Origin of the sequence: Bradyrhizobium cajani (genome assembly GCF_009759665.1) — a bacterium.
Lineage (GTDB): Bacteria > Pseudomonadota > Alphaproteobacteria > Rhizobiales > Xanthobacteraceae > Bradyrhizobium > Bradyrhizobium cajani.
The window spans coordinates 117,786-140,621 of record NZ_WQNE01000009.1; the positions used below are offsets into that span (position 1 = coordinate 117,786).

Genomic DNA, 22,836 nt, shown 5'->3' on the forward strand with positions numbered 1-22,836 from the left:
GCGCCACTGGCCGATTTGGGGCGTGCGGAGGCGATCGCCCGGTCCGAATCCTTGCGGTGAAGCGCCAAAAGCGGCATTGTCCGGCCTGACGGTTCCGGGTCCCGATGCCACGGCCGCGTTCGCGTGCACGACGGCCTTCTGCTGCAAACCCAGGCACTACCAACTCAAGGCGAGCCCTGATGTTTTCAAATCGTTTCAACCGCTGGACTGCTGCCGCCATCGCCCTCATGGGCACAGCGATCGCGACGGTCCCCGGCGCGGTCCTGGCGCAGACGCCGGATCATCCGGCCGACACGGCAGCGCAGTTTCCGACCCGAAACGATCTGAAGTCGCTCACCGGCGCCGGCAGCTATCTCGCCGCCCGCCATGCCAGCGTCGAGCGCGACGCGGCCTCTGCCGCCGCCTTCTACCGTTCGGCGCTGCGCACCGATCCCAAGAACAACGAGTTACTCGACCGCGCCTTCATCTCCTCGGTTGCCGATGGTGACATCGACGAAGCGGTCAAGCTCGCCGAGCGCATCCTCACCATCGACAAGACCAACCGTGTCGCGCGTCTGGTCGTCGGCGTGCACGATCTGAAGCTGAAGAAGTACGCGACCGCGCAGAGCAACATCAACCAGTCGATCCGTGGTCCCATCACCGATCTCGTCGCAACGCTGCTGTCGGGCTGGGCCGCCTATGGCGCCGGCGATGCCAAGGGTGGCGTCGCCGCCATCGACAAGCTGGCCGGTCCGGAATGGTATCCGCTGTTCAAGGATCTCCACACCGGCATGATCCTGGAGCTCTCCGGCAAGGAGAAGGACGCCGGCACCCGCTTCGAGCGCGCCTACAAGCTCGATGATTCCATGCTGCGCGTCACCGAGGCCTATGCCCGCTGGCTGTCGCGCAACAAGGATTCCGCCGCCGCGACCAATGTCTACCAGGCCTTCGACAAGAAGCTCGCCCGCCATCCGCTGATCGTGGAAGGCCTGCGCGAGACCAAGGCCGGCAAGAAGATGCCGCCGCTCGTCGATTCCGCGCAGGCCGGCGCCGCCGAAGCACTCTACGGCATCGGTGCCACGCTGACCCGCCGCGGCGGCGAGGATCTGGCGCTGGTCTATCTCCAGCTCTCGCTCTACCTCCAGCCGACCCATCCGCTGGCACTGCTCTCGCTCGCCGATCTCTATGAGTCGGTGAAGCGGCCGCAGATGGCGATCAAGGTCTATGAGCGCGTGCCGTCGAGCTCGCCGCTCAAGCGCAACGCCCAGATCCAGCTCGCCATCGACCTCGATTCCGCCGATCGCACCGACGAGGCGATCAAGATCCTCAAGGGCGTCACGTCGGAGGATTCCAAGGACCTCGAAGCCATCATGGCGCTCGGCAACATCGAGCGCGGCCGCAAGCGGTTCGGCGACTGCGGCGGGACCTATTCGCAAGGCATCGAGGTGCTGCCGGCCGGCAACGACAAGGCCAACAGCGTCTGGTACTATTATCGCGGCATCTGCGAGGAGCGCTCCAAGCAGTGGGGCAAGGCCGAAGCCGACATGAAGAAGGCGCTCGAGCTCCAGCCCGACCAGCCGCACGTCCTCAACTATCTCGGCTATTCCTGGATCGACCAGGGCGTGAACCTCGACGAAGGCATGAAGATGATCAAGCGCGCCGTCGAGCAGCGTCCCGACGACGGCTACATCGTCGACTCCCTGGGTTGGGCCTATTATCGCATCGGCAACTACGAGGAGGCGGTGAAGAACCTCGAGCGCGCCATCGACCTCAAGCCCGAGGATCCCACCATCAACGATCACCTCGGCGATGCCTATTGGCGCGTCGGCCGCACGCTGGAAGCCAAGTTCCAGTGGTCGCACGCCCGCGATCTCAAGCCCGAACCGGAAGAGCTGCCGAAGATCGAGGCCAAGATCGCCAACGGGCTGGCCGACGACAATTCGAACTCATCGGCGGCGCAGGCCGAGAAGAAGAAGGACGACGGCAGGGGCGGCTGAGCCCGGCGCATGATCCGGAAAAGTGTGTAGCGGTTTTCCTCGCGACAAACGCTGAGCGCGTTTGCGCGGAGATCATGCGCAAGAAGGAAGTGGAGTTGGGGGCGTGTCGCCGATGCCGGCGTTGATTGAAGAGGGACGGGCGAAGGTCAACTTAAGCCTTCGCGTCGTCGGCCGCCGCGCCGACGGCTATCATGATCTCGAAAGCGTGGTCGCGTTCGCCGACTGTGCCGACCGGCTCACGCTGGAGCCGGGTGATGAGCTGAAGCTCACCACCACGGGGCCGCTCGCTGCGGCTTGTGGCGACACATCGGACAATCTCGTGTTCAAGGCGGCCAAGCTGCTGGCCGAGGCTGTGCCGAACCTGAAGCTCGGCGCCTTCGCGCTCGACAAGGTACTGCCGGTTGCCGCCGGTATCGGCGGCGGCTCGGCGGATGCTGCGGCGGCGCTGCGGCTGCTGGCACGCCTCAACGATCTGTCGCTCGATGATCCCCGCCTTCAGAAGGTTGCGCTCGCGACCGGCGCCGATGTCCCGGTGTGCCTGTTCTCGCGCGCCTGCGACATGACCGGCGTCGGCGAGCAGCTTCTGCCGCTCGCGTTGCCGAGCATGCCCTGCGTCATGGTCAATCCGCGCGCGCCGGTTGCCACCAAGGACGTGTTCCAGGCGCTCGGCCTGCGCAACGGCGAGCTGCTCGTCGGCGCGACCTCGGTCCTCGAAGCTCCGGCCTGGCCGGAGGAGGGCGCATCGATTGCCGACTGGGTCGGGGTTCTCGAAACCGTGGCCAACGATCTCGAAGCTCCCGCGATGCGCATCGAACCCGTGATCGGCGATGTGCTGGAGGCGCTGCGCGAGTCCGCCGGCGTCAAGCTCGCCCGTATGTCCGGCTCGGGCGCGACCTGCTTTGCGATCTATGGCGCGCCGGCCGAGACCCATGCCGCCGCTGAAAAGATCCGCAGGGATCACCCTGGCTGGTGGGTGCATGCGGGGACGTTGAGCTAGGTCTGCTTGTCATTGCGAGCGCAGCGAAGCAATCCAGGGTCCCGCCGCGGTGGCAGTCTGGATTGCTTCGCTGCGCTCGCAATGACGTGGATGTAGCGGAGCTAACCCGGCCTGTCCTCAGCCAGCCCGAGAAACTGCCGGATCTCCCCCAACACCTCCTGCGGCTTGTCATGCTGCAGCCAGTGTCCGGCGCCAGCGATCGTCTCGATGCGCGCATCCCGGAAATACCGCTCCAGTCCCGCTGCCTTGGCGCCGGCCAGAAAGCTTTCGCCGGCATTGAGCAGCAGCGTCGGGCAGGCGATGCGCGCCCACAGCGCAACGTGGTCGTCCGGCCAGAGCCGGTGCGGCGCACTCGCGCGCTGATAGGGATCGAATTTCCAGCTATAGGTGCCGTCCTCGTTCTGCCGCGCACCGTGCGTGGCGAGGTGGAGCGCGAGCTCGCGGGACAGCCGCTTGTTGTGCAGCACCATCTGCGCGGCCGCATCCTCGAGGGTCGAATAGCGGCGCGGCGTGCGGTCGTGCAGCTTGTCGAGCTGGCCCACCCATTTGCCGATGCGCTCATGCGCCGGCGGCTTCGGCGCGTCCGGCAGCACGGTCACGCCGTCGAGGACGACCAGCTTCGAGACCAGCTCGGGAAATGATCCTGAAAAGATCAGGCTCACCATGCCGCCCATCGAATGACCGATGAGAGTCACGCGAGGCGCTGCGATGGTGCGGACGAGCTGGGCAAGATCGTACACATATTCGGTCAGCGCGTAGCTGCCGCCCCGGGTCCAGTCGGAATCGCCGTGGCCACGCAGGTCGGGCGCGAGCACGTGGAAATGCGGTTGCAGCGAGCGGGCGATGAGGTCCCAGCTCCGGCAATGGTCGCGGCCGCCATGGACCAGGATGGCGACGGGCGCGCCTGCGTTGCCCCAGTCTGCGTAATGCAGCCGCAGGCCGTGCGATTCATAGAAGCGGCTTTGCGGGGCGCTAGCCATTTGCCGGGCGCCGCGCCAGCGCGAGCGAGAGACCGAGGCCGGCGATGAAGACGCCGGAGCCCTGGGTGAGGCGCCGCATCAGATGCGGCCGTCCGATCAGCTGCGTGCGCGTCGCGGAGGCCATCAGCACCACGACGACATCTGCGAAAGTGTTCAGCGTAACCGAGATCGAACCGAGCATGATGAATTGCAGCGTGGGGTTCGATCCCGCGGGATCGAGGAACTGCGGAATGAAGGCAAGGAAGAACGCCGCCGTCTTCGGGTTCAACGCCTCGACCAGCACGCCGTCGCGGAATGCACGCTTGTCGCCGACGGCCTCGCTCTCGAGCGACAGCGCGCGGCCGGCATTGCGAAAAGTCTTGATGCCGAGCCAGACCAGATAGAGCGCGCCGACGAATTTCACGGCGGCAAAGAGCTCGGCGCTGGCCAGGATGATCGCGGAGATGCCGAGGCTGCCTGCCACCACGTGAACCAGTCCGCCCAGCGCCGTGCCTGCGGTCGATGCGAAACCGCTGCCGCGCCCTTCTGACAGGGTTCGTGCCGCGACGTAGAAAATGCCGGGGCCGGGAACGGCGGCAATGAGGAAAGCTGCGGCCAGGAACAGCCAGAAATTCGTGTCGATCATCCCGTTTTGGTAACGAAGCCTGCCGCGATTGCAAGGCCTCTTGTTCAGCCCATCCGGCGGAAGATCACGCTGGCATTGACTCCGCCGAAGCCGAATCCGTTGGAGATGGCATGCTGCATCGGCATCGGCCGCGCGCTGCCTGCGACGATGTCGAGGCCATCAGCGCCGGGATCGGGATTTTCGAGATTGAGCGTCGGCGGCGCGGCCTGGTCGCGCAAGGCGAGCACGGTGAAGATCGCCTCGATGCCACCGGCGGCACCGAGCAGATGGCCGGTGGCTGATTTGGTTGCGCTGACGGCAATACCGCGGTGGCGGCCGAACAGCGCGCCGATGGCGCCAAGCTCGCTCTCGTCGCCGGCCGGCGTCGACGTCGCATGGGCGTTGAGGTGCTGCACATCTTCCGGAGCAAGGTTTGCTTGCCGGAGCGCGATCTCCATGGCGCGGCGGGCGCCCTCGCCATCGGGCGGGCCAGACGTCATGTGGTAGGCATCCGCCGTCGTGCCGTATCCGACGATCTCCGCGATCGGTGTCGCACCGCGCGCCAGCGCATGCTCGAGTTCCTCGATCACCAGAATGCCTGCGCCTTCACCCATGACAAAACCGTCGCGATCGCGATCGAACGGGCGCGAGGCGCGCGCGGGCTCGTCGTTGAAACCGCTCGACAGCGCACGTGCCGCGGCGAAGCCGCCGAGGCTGACGATATCGATGCAGGCCTCCGCGCCGCCGCAGATCGCAACATCGGCTTCGCCGGCGCGGATCATGCGCACGGCATCGCCGATCGCCTGCACGCCGGCAGCACATGCCGTGACCGGCGTGCCCAATGCTCCCTTGTAGCCGTACTTGATCGAGACGTGGCCGGCGGCGAGGTTGGCGAGAAACGAGGGGATCGTGAACGGCGAGAGCCTGCGCGCGCCGCGCTGCTCGGTGATGCGCACCGCTTCCGCCATCGCGGGGAAACCGCCGACGCCGGAGGCGATGATCGTCGCGGTTCGCTCCAGCGCCGCTGCGTCCTGCGGCGTCCATCCGGCCTGTGCGACGGCCTCTGCCGTGGCGAGCAGCGCGAACAGGATGAAGCGGTCCATCTTGCGCTGGTCTTTTGGCGTGGCGGCTTGCGCGGGGTCGAAGCCGCCTTCGGCGTCATCGGCCTTGTCGGGCACGAGCCCTGCAATGCGCGCGGGCAGCGCTTGTGCCCATTCCGGCAGAGGGCGCAACCCGCTTTGGCCGGCGAGCAGCCGGCGCCAGGAGAGTTCGACACCACAGGCGAGCGGCGACACCGCGCCCATTCCCGTCACGACGATACGACGCATGTCAGTCTCCAGCCGGCGCCACGGCCGGGTTCATGGCCCTGAGGGAAGCGAGCCGCGCACGCATCCCGCGGCTGGCGCGGGGACCAGCGATGACGACCGCATTGGCGAGCGTGATCGGACGCATGTCGGCGGCATCGACCACGACCGGATCGAGCGGGCGAACATCGCTCCGGCTCGCCAGCACGATAGACTCGCCTTTGGGTGCGAGATGCTTGTTGCCCCAGGCGAGCAGCGCCACGACGACGGGGAAGAAATCCCGCGCCTTGTTCGTCAGCACATATTCGTAGCGTGGCGGTCGTTCGTTGTAGCGGCGGCGGACGAACATGCCGCTCTCGGTGAGATGGGCGAGACGCCGCGACAGGATGTTCGGCGCGATGCCGAGGCTCTGCGAAAACTCGTCGAACTTCGTCGCGCCCTGAAACGCGTCCCGCAGGATCAGGATGCTCCACCATTCGCCGACCATCTCCACGGCGCGGCCGACCGGGCATTCGAGGATGGAGGGGGATTTGGGTTGCATGGCGGGAAGGTAGAGCAGTGACTTGCAAAATGCAAGTAACTGGAATGGCGCACGCCCAGCGCTCAAATTGGGCGTGCGGTCCGCGGAGCGGTCTTCTGCAACTTAAAGCGCTGGTTTGTATGGGATGGTCGCGCGCCATGCTCCGTCATTGCGAGCGCAGCGAAGCAATCCAGACTGTCTCCGCGGAGGGACTCTGGATTGCTTCGCGGAGCCTGTCATCGGGCCGCGCTCCGCGCGGACCCCGTGGCTCGCAATGACTGTGTGGATGCAGCGCGCGCTAATCTTTCTCTGTCACCCTGAGGCGCTCGCCTCTTCGGCGAGCCTCGAAGGGCGACGGCCCGGATGCGGCTCGGCCGTGCATCCTTCGAGGCTCCCGGCGCGATGCAGTGCATCGCGCCGCTCGCGCCTCAGGATGATGGGGCTAACAACCGTGCGACAGGAGGAATGGCCGGCTCTTGCCGCTAATGCGACCGTGCCAGGCAGAACGCCACGACCTGCTCCAGCGCGCTCTTCATCGGCGAGGGCGGGAACAGTGCCAGTGCGTCGACGGCCATGGCGCCGTAGTGCTGGGCGCGGCTCAGCGTGTCCTCGAGCGCGCGGTGCTTGTTCATCAACCCGATGGCGTGGTCGAGGTCGGAATCGCCGATCTCGCCGCGCTCGAGCGCACGGATCCAGAAGGCGCGCTCGGTGTCGTTGCCGCGGCGGAAGGCGAGCACGACGGGCAGCGTGATCTTGCCCTCGCGGAAATCGTCGCCGGTGTTCTTGCCGAGCTTGGCGCTCTTGCCGCCATAGTCGAGTACGTCGTCGACGAGCTGGAAAGCGATGCCGAGATTCATGCCGACCGAACGGCAGGCGGTCTGCTCCGCCTTCGGGCGGTTGGCGATGACGGGCCCGACCTCGCAGGCGGCCGCGAACAGCTCGGCGGTCTTGCCGCGGATCACGGCGAGATATTCGTCCTCGGTGGTCGCGGTGTTCTTGGCGGCGGCGAGCTGCATCACCTCGCCCTCGGCGATGGTGGCGGCGGCCGCGGAGAGGATGTCGAGCGCGCGGAGCGAGCCGACCTCGACCATCATGCGGAAGGCCTGGCCGAGCAGGAAGTCGCCGACCAGCACGCTCGCCTCGTTGCCCCAGAGCATGCGCGCCGACAGCTTGCCGCGGCGCATCTCGCTCTCGTCGACGACGTCGTCGTGGAGCAGGGTGGCGGTGTGCATGAACTCGACGGAGGCGGCGAGCTTGATGTGGCCGTCGCCGGTGTAGCCGGCGAGGTTGGCCATGGCCAGCGTCAGCATCGGCCGCAGCCGCTTGCCGCCGGAGGAGATCAAATGGTTGGCGACCTCCGGGATCATGGTTACCTCGGAGCCGGTCCGCGACAGGATCGTGGCGTTGACGCGCTCCATGTCGGGAGCGACAAGGGCAACCAGCTCTTCGATCGACGCGCCGGGAGTTTCGAAAGGTACGATGACGGCCACGCCGGTCTCCAATATTTGCCCCGGAAGGGCTATTCTGATGGAAAGACAATAGAAACTGGCGGCGGATGCGGCAAGTGCTGCGGAACCATTGACATTTGCCGCTTTAGCCCCTTTCAGGCAGGAGATCTGCGTTTTGCGTGAACTGGTTCGGACCAATGACATGGTGCTGGTGTCGGCGATCGGCGCGCTGCTCGACGGCGCCAACATCCATCATCTCGTGCTGGACCAGAACATGAGCATCATCGAGGGCTCGCTCGGCATCCTGCCGCGGCGGATCCTGGTCCACGAGGACGATGCCGATGAGGCCCGGCAGCTCCTGACCGAGGCCGGCCTCAGCCACGAACTGCGCGGCGATGACTGAGGCCGCCACAGACATCACCGAGGACGCCTTTCTCGGCGGGCAGTTGCGCCTGAAGCAGAAGCGGTCCGGCCATCGCGCCGGGCACGACGCCATCCTGCTTGCGGCGGCGACCGAAGCCAGTCCCGGCGACCGCGCGGTCGATTTCGGCGCCGGCATCGGCGCGGCGGGCCTCGCCCTCGCCCGGCGCGTGTCTGGACTGAGGCTCAGCCTGGTCGAGATCGATCCGGAACTGGCGGAGCTGGCGCGCGGCAATGCGGCGGAGAATGGAATTGCCGCCGACGTGATCGTTCTCGACGTCACCGCCGATGCGCAGGCGTTTGCGGCACATGGGCTTGTGCCCGACGACGCCGACGTGGTGTTGATGAACCCGCCTTTCAACGACCCTGCACGCCACCGCGGCTCGCCGGACCAGATGCGCCGCACCGCGCATGTGGCAACGGAGGAGACGCTGCATGCCTGGGTGCATGCGGCACGGCGGATTCTCCGATCGAATGGTGTGCTGACCCTGATCTGGCGCGCCGATGGCGTAGCGGAGGTCCTGGCAGCGCTGTCACGCGGCTTCGGCAGCCTGTCGATCCTGCCGGTTCACGGCGAAGCGGGACGGCCCGCGATCCGCGTGCTGGTCCGCGCGGTGAAAGGCGGCCGGGCCCCGACGCGACTGTTGCCGGGACTCATGCTTCACGAAGAGCAACGCGGGCCGAACAAAGAGGTGAGGGATATCCTGGAGGGGAGGGCGGTCTTGCCGTTGGCGCAGCCGTGACGACCTACTGCGGAAGCGATTCCGTCTGCTGTTCCTGGGGGGACGTAAGGCGAATCGCCGTGAAGAGCGCACCGATCAGCAGCATCAGCAGATAGATCTTCATGGCATTTCCTCTGCTGCCTATTGCAGCTCCCCAACGGAAAATCTGCAAAACACGTTCCAGGCACTTTCAATGACAGTCGCGTGATAAAAAATGGTTAAGCAGAGGTAACGGCATGGCCGAGCAATTGAACGATCGTGAGGGTTCCGGCCTGGCCGACAAGCTCATGCAATATCTGCCGGCGCGCTTCCGGCCCGGCGCGGCCGTCGTGCCGGTGGTGCGGCTCTCCGGCGTGATCGGGGCGGTGACGCCGCTGCGTCCGGGCATGACGCTCGCGGGCGTGGCGCGGGTGCTGGAGCGGGCGTTTTCGTATCGGAACGCCAAGGCCGTGGCACTGCTGATCAATTCGCCCGGCGGCTCGCCGGTGCAGTCGCGCCAGATCTATCTGCGCATCAAGCAGCTTGCGGCCGAGAAGAAGCTGCCCGTGCTGGTGTTCGTCGAGGACGTCGCGGCGTCCGGCGGCTACATGATCGCCTGTGCCGGCGACGAGATCATTTGCGATCCCTCGTCCATCCTCGGCTCGATCGGCGTTGTCGGCGGCAGTTTCGGTTTCCAGGAGGCGATCAAGCGGCTCGGCGTCGAGCGGCGCCTCTATACCGCCGGCGCGCACAAGGCGATGCTCGACCCGTTCCTCCCGGAAAATCCGGACGACGTGGCCAAGCTGAAGGCGATCCAGCGTGAGATCCACCAGATCTTCATTGCCCTGGTGAAGGAGAGCCGCGGTGCGCGGCTGAGGGGCACCGAGGACACCCTGTTCACGGGAGAATACTGGGCCGGCGAGAGCGCGATCGCGCTGGGGCTGGCCGACGGGATCGGCGATCTCCGCTCAACTCTTCGTGCCCGCTATGGCGAGAAGGTTCTCACCCCTGTGATCGCGCAGCCGACAGGGCTGTTGTCCGGTCTTCTGGGGCGGAAATCGCCCGGCGCGGGGCAGCTTTCGGCCGTTGAATCAATGGCCGGTCTGCCGGATGAGCTGATCTCGGCGGTCGAAACTCGCGCGATTTGGGCGAAATTCGGGTTCTAGCCGGCGCCCACCCGCGCCATTTGGTCCGGGGAGAGCTGATTGCGATGCAGGCCCATCTGCGCGACAATGAGCGTGGGGGCTGAGCATTGAACAAGGATCGACCGATGCCGCCGTTCGTCGCTTTCGCGGGCGTCCTGGGCGGGCTTGCCGTGGTCCGCTGGGCCTACAAGACCGCACTCCGGATCAACCAGGAGCTGGAGGAGATGCGCCTGTCGCGCGTCGCCGAAGCCGCTCACATGGGGGAAATCCAGACGCTGAAGCGTGACCCCGTGACCGGAGCTTACCGGCCGGGGTAGCCGCACCTTCCCACACGCGCCGTCATTCCGGGGCGATGCAAAGCATCGAACCCGGAATCTCGAGATTCCGGGTTCGCCCTCTGGGCGCCCCGGAATGACGGAAGTTGGGGCCGCTTTCGGCCCCCTTCGCCTTGATTCCCATGCCCGCCGTCGATACGGTCCCGCGCGATTCAAAACCCCCCGCGAGAGCCTGATCTGACGATGGACGCCTCATTGCCCGCCCATATGCGCCCGGAACGCTCGTTCCAGGGCTTCATCCTCGCGCTCCAGCGGTTCTGGGCCGAGCAGGGCTGCGTGATTTTGCAGCCCTACGACATGGAGATGGGTGCGGGTACCTTCCATCCGGCGACGACCCTGCGCGCGCTCGGGCCAAAGCCCTGGAATGCCGCCTATGTGCAGCCCTCGCGCCGGCCCAAGGACGGCCGCTATGGCGAGAATCCGAACCGGATGCAGCACTACTACCAGTTCCAGGTGATCATGAAGCCGTCGCCGCCGAACCTTCAGGAGCTGTACCTGAAGTCGCTCGCCGCGATCGGCATCGATTCCGCCGTGCACGACATCCGCTTCGTCGAGGACGACTGGGAGAGCCCGACGCTCGGCGCCTGGGGCCTGGGCTGGGAGTGCTGGTGCGATGGCATGGAGGTGAGCCAGTTCACTTATTTCCAGCAGGTCGCCGGCTTCGAATGCGCGCCGGTCGCGGGCGAGCTCACCTACGGGCTGGAGCGCCTCGCGATGTATGTGCAGGGCGTCGACCGCGTCTACGACCTCAATTTCAACGGCCGCGAGGGCGATGCCAAGGTCACCTATGGCGACGTCTTCCTCCAGGCCGAGCAGGAATATTCGCGGCACAATTTCGAGTACGCCGACACCGCGATGCTGTTCGAGCAATTCAAGATGGCGGAGGCGGCCTGTCGGAAATATCTCGACGCCGGCTGGCGCGAAGGCGGTAACCGCAAGCAGCACCTGTTGGCGCTGCCGGCCTATGACCAGTGCATCAAGGCGAGCCACGTCTTCAATCTGCTCGACGCGCGCGGCGTGATCTCCGTGACCGAGCGGCAGAGCTACATTTTTCGCGTCCGCGAGCTGGCCAAGGCCTGCGGCGAGGCCTGGATCCATACTGAAGCGGGCGGAGCGGCCTGATGCCCGATCTTTTGCTTGAACTGTTCTCGGAAGAAATCCCCGCGCGCATGCAGGCCAAGGCGGCCGACGATCTGCGCCGCATGGTCACCGACAAGCTCGTCGCCGAGGGGCTCGTCTACGAGGGCGCGAAGGCGTTCGCGACGCCGCGTCGTCTTGCGCTCACCGTGCACGGCATTCCCGTGCGCCAGCCTGATCTCAAGACCGAACGCCGCGGGCCGAAGATCGGCGCGCCCGATGCCGCCGTGCAGGGCTTTCTGAAGGCGACGGGTTTGACATCGCTGGACGAAGCCAAGATCCAGCGCGACCCGAAGGGCGACTTCTACATCGCGCTGATCGAGAAGCCCGGCCGCGACGCGATCGATGTGCTCGCGGAAATCCTCCCGGTCATCATCCGTACCTTCCCCTGGCCGAAGTCGATGCGCTGGGGCGCGCGTTCTGGAAAACCCGGCTCGCTGAGCTGGGTGCGTCCGCTGCACGCGATCACCGCGACCTTCGGGCTGGAGACCGAAGAGCCCGACGTCGTGAAATTCTCGGTGGACGGCATCGAGGCCGGCCAGACCACCTACGGCCATCGCTTCATGGCACCTAGCGCGATTTCGGTGCGCCGGTTCGAGGATTATGAGGCGAAGCTGAAGGCGGCCAAGGTCATCCTCGATCCGCAGGCGCGCAAGGACATCATCTTCGCCGATGCCAAGGAGCTGGCGTTCGCGCAAGGGTTCGAGCTGGTCGAGGATCAGGTGCTGCTGGACGAGGTATCCGGCCTCGTCGAATGGCCCGTCGTCATGATGGGTTCGTTCGAGGCGGAATATCTCGCGATCCCGGACGAGGTGATCCGCGCCACCATCCGCAACAACCAGAAGTGCTTCGTCGTCAAGGATCCGAAGACCGGCAAGCTGACCAACAAGTTCGTCCTCACCGCCAATATCGAGGCGACTGATGGCGGCAAGGTCATCGTTGCAGGAAACGAACGCGTGATCCGCCCGCGCCTGTCGGATGCGAAGTTCTTCTACGAGACGGACCTGAAGACGAAGCTCGAAGACCGGTTGCCGAAGTTCGAGCAGATCGTGTTCCACGAGAAGCTCGGCACGCAGGCCGCGCGCATCAAGCGCATCGAACGCCTCGCCGCCGAGATCGCACCGCTGGTCGGCGCCGATGTCGCCAAGGCCAAGCGTGCCGCGCATCTGGCCAAGGCGGATTTGCTGACCGAGGTCGTCGGCGAATTCCCGGAAGTGCAGGGCCTGATGGGCAGGTACTACGCGAAGGCCCAGGGCGAGGATGATTCCGTCGCCGCTGCCTGCGAAGAGCACTACAAGCCGCAAGGTCCTGCCGATCGCGTGCCGACCGATCCGGTTAGCGTCGCCGTCGCGCTCGCCGACAAGATCGATACGCTGGTTGGTTTCTGGGCGATCAATGAGAAGCCGACTGGGTCGAAGGATCCTTATGCATTGCGTCGTGCTGCGTTGGGCGTGATCCGTCTGATTGCGGAGAACCGGCTTCGAATGTCGTTGGCGTCGGCGCTTCGTCAATCGTTGCTTCTGCACCATCGTACCTTCTCACTGAAGGAGGCCGATTCGATAAACAGCGACCTAGCAAATGAAAGCTTCCCGCAGGGAGAGGCCTTCGTTGATTTTTCTGCAAATGTCCTCGAATTCTTCCGCAAGAGCGTTTGGGAACGTTGCGTCCCAGAGACAGCGCGCTCGCTTGCGGGTGCCATCGCGAAGCGTTTCAATGATGGTGGTGATGCTCCATTTACTGAAATGTATGAATGGGCACGGGCAGCGCAGACGGTCTCGTTCGCCATGACGAAAATTCGTATCGACGAAATCATACTCGATGAGAGACCTGAAGTTCTTCGCGAGATGATCGTTGATGCCGAAAATTTTGCCCTGTCGTTTCACGGGAGCACTCTTGAGGATCTGCTCGCCTTCTTCGCCGATCGCCTGAAGGTCCAGCTCCGCGAGCAGGGCGCGCGGCACGATCTGGTTGACGCTGTGTTCGCGCTCGGTGACCAGGACGATCTGCTCATGATCGTCCGCCGCGTCGAGGCGCTCGGCAAATTCCTCGATAGTGACGACGGCAAGAACCTGCTGGCCGGCACCAAGCGCGCCAGCAATATCCTGTCGATCGAGGAGAAGAAGGACAAGCGCACCTTCGACGGCGCGCCCGATGCTGCGCTGTACAGCCTCAGCGAGGAGAAGGCGCTGGCCAAGGCGATCGGCGAGGTGAAGGCGGAAGCAAGTGCGGCCGTCGCCAAGGAAGACTTTGCCGCCGCCATGAGCGCGATGGCGAAGCTGCGTCCGCCGGTCGATGCGTTCTTCGACAAGGTCCGCGTCAACGACGACGATCCGAAGGTGCGCGAAAACCGCCTGAAGCTGCTCAATGAGATCCGCAGCGCCACGCGTGCGGTGGCGGATTTCTCGAAGATCCAGGACTGAGGGTGCGCACCAACAACGGTGTCATTCCGGGGCGCGCTTAGCGCGAGCCCGGAATCTCGAGATTCCGGGTTCGGTGCTGCGCACCGCCCCGGAATGACGGTGGTGGAGGCGCGCAAAAAAGCCCCGCCCGGCGGGGGGAGGACCGGGCAGGGCCTGATGTCCGTCTACGCTACTCGCGTCAGCCTGATTGATGTGACGCGCCGGACATCGAGTGGAACGGCAGCGTTTTCGAGCGAAGCGGATACCGGTTCGCGTGAAGAAAACGCGTCCAAGCGAGACTCTAGTCCAGCACCTCGACGATGCGGCGCGAGCGCGGCTCAACCAGCACGGTCTCGCCGTTCACGACGGTGTAGCGATAGGTCGTGGCGCCGAAGCGCTGCGGCACGTCATAATAGGTGATGCCGCTCTCGGGTAAGGTGGCACCGACCACCACGCGATCCGGAGTACGGAAGGGCGGCACACGTTGTTCGACGACATAGTCACGGAAGGCGGGCCGCTGTTCGGCCGCAATGGTCGGGGCACTGTCGACCACGGCGGGCGCGCGTCCGACCGTGCTTTGCGCCTGCGCCGCAAGGGGCGAGCCGATCGCGGCCGCGAGCGCTGCAAGAGCAAGAATCCTGTTTCGCATGGACAACTCCTTCGACGAGATTTTCGGAGGCGCCGGTGGCGCAATCGGTTGCCAATGCATGCACCCTTCGCAATGTTCCGGGAAAAGGCCTGCCGCATTCGCGGCAATTTCGGGCAGTTTTCGTGGGTGCAGGGAACTCGTTTGCGCGTTGACGCGTCTCTACTCGCGGAACCGGTGCCGCTATGATCCGCCCGCGATTCGTCTCACGCCTCACGCCATGGAAAGATAGTTCATGCACATCACCGTCGCCCACATCTCGCCGCTTCTGTCGCTGCTTGCGGGCGTTCTGATTCTGATCATGCCGCGCCTGCTCAACCTGATCGTCGCGATCTTTCTCATCATAAATGGTGCGATCGGGCTCGGATTATTGAAGTGGCTCCATCTCTAGGCCTTCATTTTCCGGAACTCTTCGACTTGCGCGGGCCCGCTCAAAGTGGTGTAAGGCCCGCGATTTCCCGTCCCTCTCGCAGGTTGTGTGCAAGCTATGGCCAAAGCCGCCTCGAAGCCTAAGAAAATGCCAGCGAAATCAAAGTCCTCCGCCGCCGCGAAAGCCGCGCCGCCGGCCCGCAAGGCGCTGGCCAAGAGCGCCCCGAAGCCCGTCGCCAAGGCTGCCGCTAAGTCCGCTGTGAAGCCCGCTGCCAAGCCGGCCGCAAAGGCCATGACCAAGCCGGTCGTGCCGAAGGTCGCCGCGAAGAAGGCGGCACCCGCCAAAGCGGCGCCAGCTGCGGCCAAGGCCGGCAAATGGGTGTTCACCTTCGGCGACGGCAAGGCCGAGGGGCGCTCGGAGATGCGCGATCTGCTCGGCGGCAAGGGCGCCAACCTCGCCGAGATGGCCAATCTCGGCCTGCCGGTGCCTCCGGGCTTCACCATCCCGACCTCGGTCTGCACCTATTTCTACGCACACGACAAGACCTATCCGAAGGAATTGCAGGCGCAGGTTGAGAAGGCGCTCGACCATGTCGGCAAGTTGACCGGCAAGGTGTTCGGCGACACCAGGAACCCGCTGCTCGTCTCCGTGCGCTCCGGCGCGCGCGCCTCGATGCCGGGCATGATGGACACCGTGCTCAATCTCGGCCTCAACGACGAGACCGTCGAAGCACTGGCCGAGCTGTCGGGTGACCGCCGCTTCGCCTATGACAGCTATCGCCGCTTCATCACCATGTATTCGGACGTGGTGCTCGGCTTCGAGCATCATCACTTCGAGGAGATCCTCGACACCTTCAAGGACAGCCAGGGCTATTCGCTCGACACCGACCTCAGCGCCGAGGACTGGGTCGAGCTGGTCGGCAAGTACAAGGAAGCGGTCGCGCGCGAGATCGGCAAGGAATTCCCGCAGGACCCGCACGACCAGCTCTGGGGAGCTATCGGCGCGGTGTTCTCATCCTGGATGAACGCGCGCGCGGTGACGTACCGCAAGCTGCACGACATTCCGGAATCCTGGGGCACCGCGGTCAACGTGCAGGCCATGGTGTTCGGCAACATGGGCGAGACCTCGGCAACGGGCGTTGCCTTCACGCGCAATCCCTCGACCGGCGAGAGCAAGCTCTACGGCGAGTTCCTGATCAACGCGCAGGGCGAAGACGTGGTGGCGGGCATCCGCACGCCGCAGGACATCACCGAGGAAGCGCGCAAGGAATCGGGCTCCGACAAGGCGTCGATGGAATCGGCGATGCCGGAGGCCTTCAAGGAGCTGACGCGGATCTACACGCTGCTCGAGAGGCACTACCGCGACATGCAGGACATGGAGTTCACGGTCGAGCAGGGCAAGCTCTGGATGCTCCAGACCCGCGGCGGCAAGCGCACCGCGAAGGCGGCGCTGCGCATCGCGGTCGAGCTCGCCAATGAGGGCCTGATCTCGAAGAAGGAAGCGGTGACGCGGATCGACCCGGCCTCGCTCGACCAGCTGCTGCATCCGACCATCGATCCCAACGCCAAGCGCGACGTGATCGCGACCGGCCTGCCGGCCTCGCCCGGCGCGGCTTCGGGTGAGATCGTGTTCTCCTCGGATGAAGCGGCCAAGCTCCAGGGCGACGGGCGCAAGGTGATCCTTGTCCGCATCGAGACCAGCCCGGAAGACATCCACGGCATGCACGCCGCCGAAGGCATTTTGACCACGCGCGGCGGCATGACCTCGCACGCCGCCGTGGTCGCCCGCGGCATGGGCAAGCCCTGCGTCTCCGGCTGCGGCACCATCCGCGTCGATTACGGCCGCGGCACCATGAGCATCGGCTCGCGCACCTTCAAGACCGGCGACGTCATCACCATCGACGGTTCGCTCGGCCAGGTGCTCGCCGGCCGCATGCCGATGATCGAGCCGGAGCTCTCCGGCGAGTTCGGCACGCTGATGACCTGGGCCGACCAGGTCCGCAAGATCGGCGTGCGCGTCAATGCCGACACGCCGGAGGACGCGCGCACCGCGATCAAGTTCGGCGCGGAAGGCATTGGCCTGTGCCGCACCGAGCACATGTTCTTCGAGGAGACGCGCATCCGCACGGTGCGCGAGATGATCCTCTCCGAGGACGAGCAGTCGCGCCGTGCCGCGCTGGCCAAGCTGCTGCCGATGCAGCGCGCCGACTTCGTCGAGCTGTTCGAGATCATGAAGGGCCTGCCCGTCACGATCCGCTTGCTCGATCCGCCGCTCCACGAGTTCCTGCCGCACACCCATGCCGAGGTCGAGGAAGTGGCGCGTGCCATGAACACCGACCCGCGGCGCCTCGCCGACCGCGCGCGCGAGCTCTCGGAGTTCAATCCGATGCTCGGCTTCCGCGGCTGCCGCATCGCGATCGCGTATCCCGAGATCGCCGAGATGCAGGCCCGCGCGATCTTCGAGGCCGCGGTCGAAGCCCAGCGGCGCACCGGCAAGGCCGTCGGCCTCGAGGTGATGGTGCCGCTGATCGCGACCAAGGCCGAGCTCGATCTCGTCAAGGCACGCATCGATGCCACGGCGCAGGCGGTGATGCGCGACACGAATACGAAGCTGGCCTATCAGGTCGGCACCATGATCGAGCTGCCGCGCGCCTGCTTGCTCGCGGCCGAGATCGCGCAGTCCGCCGAGTTCTTCTCGTTCGGCACCAACGATCTGACGCAGACCACCTACGGAATCAGCCGCGACGACGCGGCGAGCTTCCTCGGCCCCTACGTCGCAAAGGGCATCCTGTCGGTCGATCCCTTCATCGCGCTCGACCAGGAAGGCGTCGGCGAGCTGGTCAAGATCGGCGTCGCGCGCGGCCGCAAGACGCGCGCTTCGCTCAAGGTCGGCATCTGCGGCGAGCACGGCGGCGATCCCGCCTCCGTCGCCTTCTGCCACACCATCGGCCTCGACTACGTATCGTGCTCGCCCTACCGCGTGCCGATCGCCCGCCTCGCCGCCGCGCAGGCCGCGCTCGGCAAGGAGATCGCGAGCCAGGCGTAAGTCGAAGAGCAGAATGAGTTGAGAGAGGCGGGCCAGTCCCCGCCTTTTTCTTTTGAAGCGAGACTGCTTCCACACCGTCATTGCGAGCGCAGCGAAGCAATCCAGACTGTCTCCGCGGAGAGACTCTGGATTGCTTCGCTGCGCTCGCAATGACGAGTTTGTGGGACGCTCTCGCCACACACTCACTGTCATCGCCCGGCTTGACCGGGCGATCCCGTACTCCGAGACAGCGGTGATCGAATCGAGGTGCCGCGGCGTACTGGATGCCCCGCTTTCGCGGGGCATGACAGCGGTGGTGTGGAGGCGCATTGCGCAAGCAGAGGAACCGCGCGTCCCGTAATGACACGCGCCGTCAAGAGTTCCTTCACCATTCGCGTTGACCGGATGTTTACCGCTTTACGTGAGGGCGCATTTACCAACGCGCATCATCGCCCCGTGAAAACACCTGTGTTCGCTTGAGTGTGCCGTGCGCGCAACGCCGATTAACGCCCCGGCAACCTAAATTGGATACTTACGATAAAGATCGAATTGCACGGATGCACTGAGTTCGATCAGACGAGCGTAAGCGTAGCGTGAGCGTATCGATGTTTGTGTTGCGTAACCATCCGAAGGGCGCGCGGTTCGCGTCCTTCGGCATCGGTCTCTGCATCTTCGCATTGATGCCGAGAGAGACCGGCTATCAGGACATTGCCTCGCTCCTGGCACGCCAGCCCGGCGTCGCCGAGCGCTGGCAGAAGCAGGTCTATTCCGCAGCGTCGTCGATCCAGCTCGCCACCTACAGTTTTTCCCGCCCCATCGGCACGTCGGTGCCGCAGAGCGCGATGGTTCGCCTCGCAAGCCTCGATGCCCGCGACGTCACCGGCGCGATCGGCCGCAATCCGGCGCTCCAGGCGCCGCCGCGCTACCAGGCCGCTGATTTTCCCAAGGTCGATCGTTCCTTGAAGGGTGACCGCCTCGCAACCGCTCCCCCCACGGTGTCTCCCGACATGACGGCACCGGCCGCGGCTCCTGCACAGGAAGATCCCGCGACGTCGAACAGCTCCGTGTTCGGCGCCAAGACTGTTGCGTTACCGCAAGCCATGTCGCCGGAGTCCGCAGCCACGCTCGATCCCGAGCTCGCGGAAGCGCTGCGTGCGCCGCCGCTGCCGCAATATTCCAATCCGCCGCAGGCCAGCGACGCTGCGCGCGCGCTAGCGACCGCGCCGCTCGAGGCGTTCAAGCGCATGCCTGCCGCGCCGGCGCCGTCACGCGATCCGTTCAGCGTCAAGACCTCGAACCTGTTCTTCGGCAGCTCCTCGCTCGGCGGCAATCTCGAGAGCATCGAGAGCTGGCAGCCCGGTGCAGAGCCGCTGATCGTGATGCCCGACCCCGACATGAAGGTGACGGCCGCGCTGTCGCCGCCGTCGGCGGATATCGCCAAGGACATCGAAAGCGGCGAGAGCGTCGCGCCGAAGGGCGAGGTCAACGCCGACAATCAGCGTGCCAGATCGCCGGCGGAGCGGCTCGCGCTCGACGAGAAGTCGCGCGCGAAATCGGAAAAATGTCTCGCCGAAGCCATCTATTTCGAGTCCCGCGGCGAGGCCGTGCGCGGCCAGATGGCGGTCGCGCAGGTGGTGATGAACCGCGTATTCTCCGGCAAATATCCCGACACGGTCTGCGGCGTGGTCTACCAGAACAAGTACCGCCACTTTGCCTGCCAGTTCACCTTCGCCTGCGACAACAATCCCGACGTGATCCGCGAGCCCGAGATGTGGGAGCGCGCGAAGAAGATTTCGAAGGCCACGCTCGACGGCCAGATCTGGTTGCCCGAGGTCGGCAAGTCCACGCACTATCACGCCTACTGGGTGCGCCCGTCCTGGGTGGCCGAGATGAAGAAGATGTACAAGACCGGCGTGCACACCTTCTACCGTCCGCGCGCCTGGGGCGACGGCAGCGAGGAACCGAGCTGGGGCACGCCGGCGCAGACCGCCGCGCTCTCCGCCGAGCTCGCGCAGGAAGCCAAGAGTTCCGCCGAGATGGGTGAGCGGCGGTAGTTTTCTCGCCTCGCCCCGCTTGCGGGGAGAGGTCGATCGCGAAGCGATCGGGTGAGGGGGACTCCCCGCGAGACCGTCTGCCTATGAGTTTGCGGATACAGCCCCTCACCCCAACCCTCTCCCCGAAAGAACGGGGAGAGGGAGCAGACCCTCACGCCTCGATATCCAGCGCACAGTCGAAATTCGGGGCTGAATGGGTCAGAGCGCCTGCTGACGCGTAGTCCACACCGGTCGCCGCGATGGCCGCGATCGAGTCCAGTGTGACGCCACCGGACGCCTCCAGTTTGAGGCGGCCCTGGTTGAGCCTCACCGCCTCGCGCAGCGTCGCGAGGTCCATGTTGTCCAGCAGCACCGCGTCGGCGAGGCCGGTGTCCAGCACCTCGCGCAGCTGTACGAGCGTGTCGACCTCGATCTCGATCTTGACGAGATGACCCGCATGGGCGCGGGCGCGCTCCAGCACCGGGCGGATGCCGCCGGCGACGGCGATATGGTTGTCCTTGATCAAGATCGCATCGTCGAGGCCGAAGCGGTGATTGAAGCCGCCGCCGCAGCGCACGGCATATTTCTCCAGCGCCCGCAATCCCGGCGTGGTCTTTCGCGTGCAGCAGATGCGCATCCGCGTGCCTTCGGTGCGCGCGACATGGTCGGCCGTCAGCGTCGCGACGCCCGAGAGGCGCCCGACGAAATTCAGGGCGGTCCGCTCCGCCGTGAGAATGGCGCGCGCGGGCCCGGAGATCGTCAGCACGTGCTGCCCGCGGGCAACCCGCGCGGCGTCGCGGACATGCGCGCGCACCTCGATGTCGGACGAGAGCTTTTGCAGGGTCGCAAGCGCCAGCGGCAAGCCGGCGATCACGCCGGACTGGCGCGCGACCAGGACGGCTTGCGCCGTCGTCGCTTCCGGAATCGTTGCCAGCGAGGTGACGTCGCCGGCGCGGCCGAGGTCCTCGTCGAGTGCGCGGTGCACGGCCTCGTCGATCGCGAGCGGGGACAGGAAAGCGTCGGGATAGAGCAGGGAGGTCGGGGTGATCATGACAACTCCGTCAGGCGATCATGGGTTGGGCGGTGCGCGGCAGCGGACGGTCTGCGATGCTGTCGGCCACCTCGCGCACTGCTGCGAGCGTGGTCATCGTTCGTTGTGCGAGCATTGGTACCTCTGCCGGATGGTCGGAACGGAAATGTGCGCCGCGGCTCTCGCGCCGGCTCCACGCGGATGCGGCCACGAGCAGGGCCGACGCCGCCATGTTGCGGACGGCGATGCTTGCCGCCTCGCGTTCGAGCGTGGAAAAGTTGAGCACGGCGTCGGCAAGCCCGTTGCCGTCGCGGATCACGCCGACGCGCGCGCTCATCATCGCCCGCAGCCGCTTCACGGCCGCAGCATCCGGCGCGCCGCCGCGCGGTGTCACCAAGGCGTCCGGCAGGCGGGCAGGCGAGGGGATGGCACGGCCGGCGATGTCGTCGGCGATGCGCGCGGCATAGACCACGGCCTCCAGCAGCGAATTCGACGCGAGCCGGTTGGCGCCGTGCGCGCCGGTGGAGGACACTTCACCGCCGGCCCAGAGCCCGTCGATCGAGCTGCGGCCGCGCGCGTCAACCGCAATGCCGCCCATGTGGTAGTGCGCGGCCGGCGCGATCGGGATCGGCTGTGCAGCGGGATCGATGCCGGCGGCGATGCAGCTCGCATGTACGGTCGGAAATCGCTCGGCGAAACGCCCACCCAGCGCCTCCCGCGCATCGAGGAAGGCGCCGCGCCCGGCCGCGATCTCCGCGAAGACGCCGCGGGCCACGATATCGCGCGGCGCGAGCTCGGCGAGCGGATGACGCGCAAGCATGAAGCGCTCGCCATCGCCGTTGATCAGCGTTGCGCCTTCGCCGCGTAACGCTTCTGTGGCGAGGGGCGCGGGATCGCGCCCGACCATGATGGCGGTCGGGTGGAACTGCACGAATTCCGGGTCGGCGATCGCGGCGCCGGCGCGCGCCGCGATCGCAAGGCCGGAGCCGCTGGCCTCGAGCGGATTGGTGGTGGCGGCATAGAGATGGCCGAGGCCGCCGGTTGCGAGCACCACCGCGCGCGCGGCGAGCATGATCGGTCGCGCGGCGAGATTGCCGGCCTCGCGCAGCTGAAGGCCGGTGACGGCGTCGTCCTCGGTCAGGAGCGCTTCGGCGACAAGACCTTCGATCACGCGGATCGACGGCGTCCGCCGCACGGCCTCGCTCAACGCCGCGATGATCGCGGCGCCGGCCGCATCGCCGCGCACGTGCACGATGCGCCGCGCCGAATGCGCAGCTTCGCGTCCGACCGCGAGCCTGCCGTCGAGATCGCGGTCGAACGGCACGCCATAGGCCAGCAGATCGTGAATCCGCGGCGCGGCCTCGCTTGCAATGCCGAGCGCGATCGCTTCATCGACGATGCCGCCGCCGACGGCGATCGTGTCGGCAGCGTGGGCTTCCGGCGTGTCGCCGTCGGCCACCGCCGCGGCAATGCCGCCTTGCGCCCATGCGGATGATGCGCCCTGTCCGAGCGGCGCCGCCGAGATCAACGTCACCGGCCGTGGCGCGAGCTTCAGTGCGCAGAAGAGTCCCGCGAGGCCGCCGCCGACGATGACGACGTCATCGGTGGCGCGGGTGAGGTTGTGGACGTTATTTGTCATGGCTTTCTCCATTCGCTCCGCCGTCGTCCCTGCGAACGCAGGGACCCATACGCCGCGGCGGGAGTTGTTTTGCGAAGCTCTGCAACGTCGTTCTTCGCAACCACACCTTCCTGGGGTTATGGGTCCCG

19 protein-coding genes are annotated in these 22,836 nt (G+C 66.0%); 11 read left to right on the forward strand and 8 right to left on the reverse strand.

The window, feature by feature from the left end:
• Positions 1-179: 179 nt before the first annotated feature.
• Together GPL20_RS13815 and GPL20_RS13820 are read left to right on the forward strand one after the other, a co-directional pair.
• A complete protein-coding gene (locus GPL20_RS13815; RefSeq protein ID WP_157330025.1) occupies positions 180-1,976 on the forward strand; it encodes a tetratricopeptide repeat protein in 1,797 nt (598 codons plus the stop codon).
• Between the two features lie 112 nt (positions 1,977-2,088).
• Positions 2,089-2,973 carry a 4-(cytidine 5'-diphospho)-2-C-methyl-D-erythritol kinase gene (locus tag GPL20_RS13820; RefSeq protein ID WP_157330110.1) on the forward strand — a complete coding sequence of 295 codons (885 nt, stop codon included), beginning with the start codon at positions 2,089-2,091 and terminating at the stop codon, positions 2,971-2,973.
• Between the two features lie 101 nt (positions 2,974-3,074).
• On the opposite strand, the gene GPL20_RS13825 is transcribed toward GPL20_RS13820, so the two are convergent.
• From GPL20_RS13825 to GPL20_RS13845, 5 genes are all read right to left on the reverse strand, one after another.
• Positions 3,075-3,953: an alpha/beta fold hydrolase gene (locus GPL20_RS13825; protein ID WP_157330026.1), complete on the reverse strand. Its 879-nt coding sequence runs from the start codon at positions 3,951-3,953 to the stop codon at positions 3,075-3,077.
• Positions 3,946-4,578, reverse strand: coding sequence for a LysE family translocator (locus tag GPL20_RS13830; protein ID WP_157330027.1), 633 nt, complete (start codon positions 4,576-4,578; stop codon positions 3,946-3,948). Before GPL20_RS13830 ends, GPL20_RS13825 begins: the two co-directional genes overlap by 8 nt.
• Positions 4,579-4,622: 44 nt before the next feature.
• Positions 4,623-5,885 (reverse strand): beta-ketoacyl-ACP synthase II, encoded by a 1,263-nt coding sequence (fabF, locus tag GPL20_RS13835; protein ID WP_157330028.1) that lies wholly within the window; start codon positions 5,883-5,885, stop codon positions 4,623-4,625.
• A gap of 1 nt (position 5,886) precedes the next feature.
• Entirely contained in the window at positions 5,887-6,402 is a 516-nt protein-coding gene (locus tag GPL20_RS13840) for a winged helix-turn-helix transcriptional regulator (RefSeq protein WP_157330029.1), read from the reverse strand.
• A 461-nt stretch (positions 6,403-6,863) separates the two neighbouring features.
• A complete protein-coding gene (locus GPL20_RS13845) occupies positions 6,864-7,871 on the reverse strand; it encodes a polyprenyl synthetase family protein (RefSeq protein WP_254126465.1) in 1,008 nt (335 codons plus the stop codon).
• A gap of 133 nt (positions 7,872-8,004) precedes the next feature.
• On the opposite strand from GPL20_RS13845, the gene GPL20_RS13850 reads away from it, so the two are divergent.
• From GPL20_RS13850 to glyS, 6 genes are all read left to right on the forward strand, one after another.
• Positions 8,005-8,232: a putative signal transducing protein gene (locus tag GPL20_RS13850; RefSeq protein WP_157330031.1), complete on the forward strand. Its 228-nt coding sequence runs from the start codon at positions 8,005-8,007 to the stop codon at positions 8,230-8,232.
• Complete coding sequence (locus tag GPL20_RS13855; protein ID WP_157330032.1) at positions 8,225-8,992, forward strand: tRNA1(Val) (adenine(37)-N6)-methyltransferase; 768 nt, start codon at positions 8,225-8,227, stop codon at positions 8,990-8,992. Before GPL20_RS13850 ends, GPL20_RS13855 begins: the two co-directional genes overlap by 8 nt.
• A 215-nt stretch (positions 8,993-9,207) precedes the next feature.
• Positions 9,208-10,116 (forward strand): S49 family peptidase, encoded by a 909-nt coding sequence (locus tag GPL20_RS13860; protein ID WP_157330033.1) that lies wholly within the window; start codon positions 9,208-9,210, stop codon positions 10,114-10,116.
• 104 nt (positions 10,117-10,220) lie between these two features.
• A complete protein-coding gene (locus tag GPL20_RS13865; protein ID WP_157330111.1) occupies positions 10,221-10,412 on the forward strand; it encodes a hypothetical protein in 192 nt (63 codons plus the stop codon).
• Positions 10,413-10,613: 201 nt separating this feature from the next.
• Positions 10,614-11,552 carry a glycine--tRNA ligase subunit alpha gene (locus GPL20_RS13870; RefSeq protein ID WP_157330034.1) on the forward strand — a complete coding sequence of 313 codons (939 nt, stop codon included), beginning with the start codon at positions 10,614-10,616 and terminating at the stop codon, positions 11,550-11,552.
• Complete coding sequence (glyS, locus tag GPL20_RS13875) at positions 11,552-13,987, forward strand: glycine--tRNA ligase subunit beta (RefSeq protein ID WP_157330035.1); 2,436 nt, start codon at positions 11,552-11,554, stop codon at positions 13,985-13,987. Before GPL20_RS13870 ends, glyS begins: the two co-directional genes overlap by 1 nt.
• A 280-nt stretch (positions 13,988-14,267) precedes the next feature.
• Here the strand turns inward: glyS and GPL20_RS13880 are convergent, their stop codons facing one another.
• Positions 14,268-14,615 (reverse strand): DUF1236 domain-containing protein, encoded by a 348-nt coding sequence (locus GPL20_RS13880; protein WP_157330036.1) that lies wholly within the window; start codon positions 14,613-14,615, stop codon positions 14,268-14,270.
• Between the two features lie 232 nt (positions 14,616-14,847).
• Between GPL20_RS13880 and GPL20_RS13885 the strand changes: the two genes are divergently transcribed.
• The 3 genes from GPL20_RS13885 to GPL20_RS13900 all read left to right on the forward strand — a co-directional run bounded on the left by GPL20_RS13885 (position 14,848) and on the right by GPL20_RS13900 (position 20,060).
• A complete protein-coding gene (locus GPL20_RS13885) occupies positions 14,848-15,003 on the forward strand; it encodes a DUF3096 domain-containing protein (RefSeq protein WP_014497329.1) in 156 nt (51 codons plus the stop codon).
• 96 nt (positions 15,004-15,099) lie between these two features.
• Positions 15,100-18,027: a pyruvate, phosphate dikinase gene (gene ppdK, locus GPL20_RS13890; protein WP_157330037.1), complete on the forward strand. Its 2,928-nt coding sequence runs from the start codon at positions 15,100-15,102 to the stop codon at positions 18,025-18,027.
• Between the two features lie 584 nt (positions 18,028-18,611).
• Positions 18,612-20,060, forward strand: coding sequence for a cell wall hydrolase (locus tag GPL20_RS13900; protein ID WP_157330038.1), 1,449 nt, complete (start codon positions 18,612-18,614; stop codon positions 20,058-20,060).
• 151 nt (positions 20,061-20,211) lie between these two features.
• Here the strand turns inward: GPL20_RS13900 and nadC are convergent, their stop codons facing one another.
• Both nadC and GPL20_RS13910 read right to left on the reverse strand, forming a co-directional pair.
• Positions 20,212-21,090 carry a carboxylating nicotinate-nucleotide diphosphorylase gene (nadC, locus tag GPL20_RS13905; protein WP_157330039.1) on the reverse strand — a complete coding sequence of 293 codons (879 nt, stop codon included), beginning with the start codon at positions 21,088-21,090 and terminating at the stop codon, positions 20,212-20,214.
• A gap of 10 nt (positions 21,091-21,100) precedes the next feature.
• Positions 21,101-22,708 (reverse strand): L-aspartate oxidase, encoded by a 1,608-nt coding sequence (locus GPL20_RS13910; protein WP_157330040.1) that lies wholly within the window; start codon positions 22,706-22,708, stop codon positions 21,101-21,103.
• Positions 22,709-22,836: the final 128 nt, after the last annotated feature.

Excerpts from the sequence above, each read along its gene's own strand:
- GPL20_RS13815 (WP_157330025.1), top strand. The coding sequence starts at position 180 with ATGTTTTCAAATCGTTTCAACCGCTGGACTGCTGCCGCCATCGCCCTC.
- GPL20_RS13820 (WP_157330110.1), top strand. The coding sequence starts at position 2,089 with ATGCCGGCGTTGATTGAAGAGGGACGGGCGAAGGTCAACTTAAGCCTT.
- GPL20_RS13825 (WP_157330026.1), bottom strand. The coding sequence starts at position 3,953 with ATGGCTAGCGCCCCGCAAAGCCGCTTCTATGAATCGCACGGCCTGCGG.
- GPL20_RS13830 (WP_157330027.1), bottom strand. The coding sequence starts at position 4,578 with ATGATCGACACGAATTTCTGGCTGTTCCTGGCCGCAGCTTTCCTCATT.
- fabF (WP_157330028.1), bottom strand. The coding sequence starts at position 5,885 with ATGCGTCGTATCGTCGTGACGGGAATGGGCGCGGTGTCGCCGCTCGCC.
- GPL20_RS13840 (WP_157330029.1), bottom strand. The coding sequence starts at position 6,402 with ATGCAACCCAAATCCCCCTCCATCCTCGAATGCCCGGTCGGCCGCGCC.
- GPL20_RS13855 (WP_157330032.1), top strand. The coding sequence starts at position 8,225 with ATGACTGAGGCCGCCACAGACATCACCGAGGACGCCTTTCTCGGCGGG.
- GPL20_RS13860 (WP_157330033.1), top strand. The coding sequence starts at position 9,208 with ATGGCCGAGCAATTGAACGATCGTGAGGGTTCCGGCCTGGCCGACAAG.
- GPL20_RS13865 (WP_157330111.1), top strand. The coding sequence starts at position 10,221 with ATGCCGCCGTTCGTCGCTTTCGCGGGCGTCCTGGGCGGGCTTGCCGTG.
- GPL20_RS13870 (WP_157330034.1), top strand. The coding sequence starts at position 10,614 with ATGGACGCCTCATTGCCCGCCCATATGCGCCCGGAACGCTCGTTCCAG.
- glyS (WP_157330035.1), top strand. The coding sequence starts at position 11,552 with ATGCCCGATCTTTTGCTTGAACTGTTCTCGGAAGAAATCCCCGCGCGC.
- GPL20_RS13880 (WP_157330036.1), bottom strand. The coding sequence starts at position 14,615 with ATGCGAAACAGGATTCTTGCTCTTGCAGCGCTCGCGGCCGCGATCGGC.
- GPL20_RS13885 (WP_014497329.1), top strand. The coding sequence starts at position 14,848 with ATGCACATCACCGTCGCCCACATCTCGCCGCTTCTGTCGCTGCTTGCG.
- ppdK (WP_157330037.1), top strand. The coding sequence starts at position 15,100 with ATGGCCAAAGCCGCCTCGAAGCCTAAGAAAATGCCAGCGAAATCAAAG.
- GPL20_RS13900 (WP_157330038.1), top strand. The coding sequence starts at position 18,612 with ATGTTTGTGTTGCGTAACCATCCGAAGGGCGCGCGGTTCGCGTCCTTC.
- nadC (WP_157330039.1), bottom strand. The coding sequence starts at position 21,090 with ATGATCACCCCGACCTCCCTGCTCTATCCCGACGCTTTCCTGTCCCCG.
- GPL20_RS13910 (WP_157330040.1), bottom strand. The coding sequence starts at position 22,708 with ATGACAAATAACGTCCACAACCTCACCCGCGCCACCGATGACGTCGTC.